Annotated in this window: 5 protein-coding genes; all 5 read right to left on the bottom strand. The window is 56.6% G+C overall.

What is annotated here, in order from left to right; all coding sequences use genetic code 11:
• Window positions 1-62 precede the first annotated feature (62 nt).
• Complete coding sequence (locus HQL76_18070; GenBank protein MBF0111076.1) at window positions 63-827, bottom strand: IS256 family transposase; 765 nt, start codon at window positions 825-827, stop codon at window positions 63-65.
• A 162-nt stretch (window positions 828-989) separates the two neighbouring features.
• Window positions 990-1,937, bottom strand: coding sequence for an ATP-binding protein (locus HQL76_18065; protein ID MBF0111075.1), 948 nt, complete (start codon window positions 1,935-1,937; stop codon window positions 990-992).
• Window positions 1,927-3,198 carry an IS21 family transposase gene (locus HQL76_18060; protein MBF0111074.1) on the bottom strand — a complete coding sequence of 424 codons (1,272 nt, stop codon included), beginning with the start codon at window positions 3,196-3,198 and terminating at the stop codon, window positions 1,927-1,929. The genes HQL76_18065 and HQL76_18060 overlap by 11 nt, the downstream gene beginning before the upstream one ends.
• 101 nt (window positions 3,199-3,299) lie before the next feature.
• Entirely contained in the window at window positions 3,300-3,626 is a 327-nt protein-coding gene (locus HQL76_18055) for a hypothetical protein (protein MBF0111073.1), read from the bottom strand.
• The coding region (locus HQL76_18050; GenBank protein MBF0111072.1) for a hypothetical protein at window positions 3,598-3,800 on the bottom strand (203 nt) is incomplete at its 5' end. The genes HQL76_18050 and HQL76_18055, both read right to left, overlap by 29 nt.

Genomic DNA, 3,800 nt, shown 5'->3' with positions numbered 1-3,800 from the left:
CGGCGCAATGGTCCATGCCGCTGCAAGAATCGCCGCGGACTATGGCAGCGGCGATGCCGTAGTCACCATTCTCCCCGCTCGCGGCGACGAATCTCTTCGTTGAGGCGTTCCTGCATGTTGGTGCTGCGGAGCCGACGTCGATATTTTTCCGGCAAGGCCATGACCGCCATAGCATCGGCGAAACCCGCTTCAATGCAGGCGACAGCCTTGGCCGCACTCTTGGCAAACCGCTCGGAGAACTCGGTGAGCCGACGTTTCGCCTCTGCCATATCCGGCGCATGCAAAATCAATTTTGCCGCCGCTGCCACATCGGCCCTGACCTTGACGGGCGCATGGGACAGCAGATTGCGCATCAGATGCACCTGGCAGCGTTGCCAACTCGCCCCCTGGAACTGTTTGGCCACGGCTTGGGACAACCCGCCGTGGCTGTCGGAAACGACGAACATCACCCCCTTCAGGCCACGACCCTTGAGCCAACGAAACGTCTCGTCCCAGGTGACGAAACTCTCCGTGTCGCCGATCTTCACGCCAAGAATTTCGCGGAAACCATCGCTGCGAATTCCCGACATGATCAGCGCTGCGCGTGACACCACTCGATCATCCTCCCGGCTCTTGAGAAACAATGCATCCACGATAACAAACGGATAGTCGCCTTCGAGTCGTCGCTCATTGAACGCCCTGACACGCGCATCCAGTCCGGCGCACAACGCGCTGACCGTCGATTTGGAAAAGCTGGCGCCTGTCAATGGCGGATGAATTTTCCCCAAATGTGGCGGAGTAAAATTCCCCAGTTTGAGTCGGTGATCAGCCGCTGCAAAATCGTTCATCCTTCTTCAGCGCCAACCGCAACCCGCCATCCCTGTGGACAGCTCGGCAAAAACCGCCGACCTGCCCACAGGGATACGGCGTGTTGCTCGCATTCCTATTAGACTGTTGAAACAATTTATAATCATTTTTTAAAGTCAAAACCGTCCTCTCTTTCGGGCGTTTTACATGCCAATTGGCGCATTTTTGTTCCGTCCTTGACTGTCCATTTCTATTCCAGTGTGTGACGACAGGGATGGTGTTCCAGCGCCAGGGACATCACCAATGACAGTCGCTTTCCTAACCGGTCTTCCCTTTCGTGGCGCTGGTACGGGTTTTGACTCCGCAGTGTTGGTGGCAATGCTGGTCGGGAGCAAAGCAGCATGTTTGCGCAGCCTGTAGCTGGATCCTTCGATTTGGAGGACGATAGCATGGTGCAGTAAACGATCCAGCAAAGCGGTGGCCACGACAGGATCACCGAAAATCGTGCCCCATTCGGAGAAGCCACGATTGGATGTGAGGATCATGGCACCCCGCTCATAGCGGGCGTTGACGAGTTGGAAAAAGAGATTGCCTCCCCCAGATGCGACTGGTAGGTAGCCAATCTCATCGATGATCAGCAAAGCGGGTCTGCAGAAAAAGCGAAGCCGTTCATTGAGTTTGCCTTCTCGATCCGCTTTGGCCAGGGTGGTGATGATGTCCGCCAAGCTGGTAAAATAGACGCTGTGCCCGGCCTTGATCGCTTCCATTCCCAGGGCCAAGGCGAGATGGCTTTTTCCGGTTCCGGGAGGGCCAAGCAGGTGGACGGCTTCATGGCGATTGATGAATTCCAGTTGCGCCAGGGCGAGGACGCGGTTTCTGTCCAAAGACGGCTGGAAAGAAAAGTCGAAACCAGACAAGGTCTTGATGGTCGTCATGCGGGCCATGCGCACGGCTGTCTTGAGGCGACGCCCTTCCCGGAGGAGGCACTCTTCGGCCAGCAGAGTGTCGATGGCTTCCAGGGGAGAGATTGCTCCCTGCTCCAACTGACGGACAACGTGATCCAACACCTCCAGCGCCCTGGGCATTTTCAGAGCGACGAGATGGCTACGCAGACTATCGAGGGACCAGGAGGTATGCAGATCATGGCTCATGTCCCATCTCCTGGACGGAAAGCTGTTTTCCCACGGCTTCGTAGAACGCCAGTGACCTTGGAGGCACCGCATAGCCAGGACGGGGGATGGGCTGATTGGGCGCCTCTCTGGGCGTCTTGCTATTGGCGGGTGGTGGCAAGCTGCGATGACCGGCTGCAAGTCGGCGCTGGCCATGCCCCTCCAGGACGGCATGCGTGGCGATAAGTTTCTCCGCCTCGTAGATGCGGATCTCATCCGCCAGGGAGTGAACCTCCACCACGCGTTTGGTGGTGCTGTTTGGCACGCTGTAAAGATTGCCGCCGATGGACACCATGCCATCCTTGGAAATCCTACGGTCGAGTTTGAGTACGGCCTGGAAAGGTCCGACTGGCAGAGGGCCAAGGTGCTGTTTTTCTTCCTCGAAATGTTCACGGACTACACGCCTGGTGGTGGCGTGTGTCCTTTGATTGGCTACGTCGCGCAACCATTGCTGAAGCTGGGCGTTCAAATCCCCGAGGTCACGGAAGCGCCGACCCAGGAAGAAGTCTTCCCTCACATAACGGAAGGGCCGCTCCACCTTGCCCTTGGTCTGCGCCCGATAGGCCCGACAGGCCTTTGGCAAGAAGCCATAGTGGGTTGCAAAGGCAAGCATGGTCTTGTTATAGGCGATGCCGTCCTTCTCATCGTCGTCCTGGACCACGCTTTTCATTCGGTCGTAAAGAATGGTGGCGGGCACGCCGCCCAAGGCTGTGAACGCCTCCTGGTGGCAACGCAGCAGCGTCGGGATGTCCTGGTGGACGACGAATCGTCCCCACAGAAATCGGCTATGGCCAAGCACCAGGGAGAAGAGCCAGACGACACGTTCAACGTCTGGCTCGTTGTCGAACCGGGTACGAAAAAAGGCGAAGTCCACTTGCCCCTGCTTCCCGGGCGGGGTCTCGAAACGCCGCTCAAACCCGGAGTTCGTGGCGGGCCGGATCGACCGGAGGAAATCTTTCACCATGGTATATCCACCCTGGTACCCCAACTCACGGATTTCGCGGAAAAGGCGAGTACCGTTTAGATCAGGGATCGCTTGAATCTTGTCCATGAGGTAACCGTGAAAAGGTGCCAGGATCGTTGGTCGTTCTGGACGGGGGCCATACCGTGGCGCTTCCAGACCGCGCTGGATAGCCTTGCGGATGGTCTTTCTGTCCAAACCTGTACGACGACTGATGGCTGAAATGGTCAGCCCTTGCTCGTGTAGTTCTAAAATCATAACAATCTCCCCAAGTATAACCATGCCCGCCTCCTTTTCAGAGCGAAAAAGGATATGATCAGGCAAATGGTCTTCGGCCCAGAAGGTGCCCTGGGCCAGGCGATTAATTCGAAACTGGGGAATTTTCAATCGCCACTTTTGGGGAGTTTACAACCGCCATCGACAGTGGATTTGCCAGTCTTGAGATTCAGGACGTCTCTCCGAATGGTGAAGAACTGCTGGATGTGTGGCAAAGGGACGTACTTGACAAAGCGAGTGGAGGTCCAAATGGACCGTGTTTCCTGACGGCCATGTCCCCTTTCGATGGTCTGGAACTGGGCTGGCCCGTTTTCAAGCTGCAAGTGAGCAATGGTATCCAGCACCGTGGGCTGATTGCCCTTGACTGTGAAGAGGAAATCCGCTTTTTTCTCTTCAACAATGAATTCAATAGTTTTTTTGAGCGTGAATGGCATCGGCCGTGATCAGGCGACCAGCCAGTGCAAGATTGGTCAGCAGGGGACGGACGGCGGGAATCTCATTGGATTTGTCGGCGATGGGAAGCTGAGCCAGGATGCGGATCTCATCCGCCAGGGAGTGAACCTCCACCACGCGTTTGGTGGTGCTGTTTGGCACGCTGTAAAGATTGC

The organism is Magnetococcales bacterium, from assembly GCA_015228815.1.
In the GTDB taxonomy this organism is placed as follows: Bacteria; Pseudomonadota; Magnetococcia; order Magnetococcales; family UBA8363; genus UBA8363.
The sequence above is the reverse complement of the archived record's forward strand: the minus strand, read 5'-3'. Positions and strand labels throughout refer to the sequence as shown.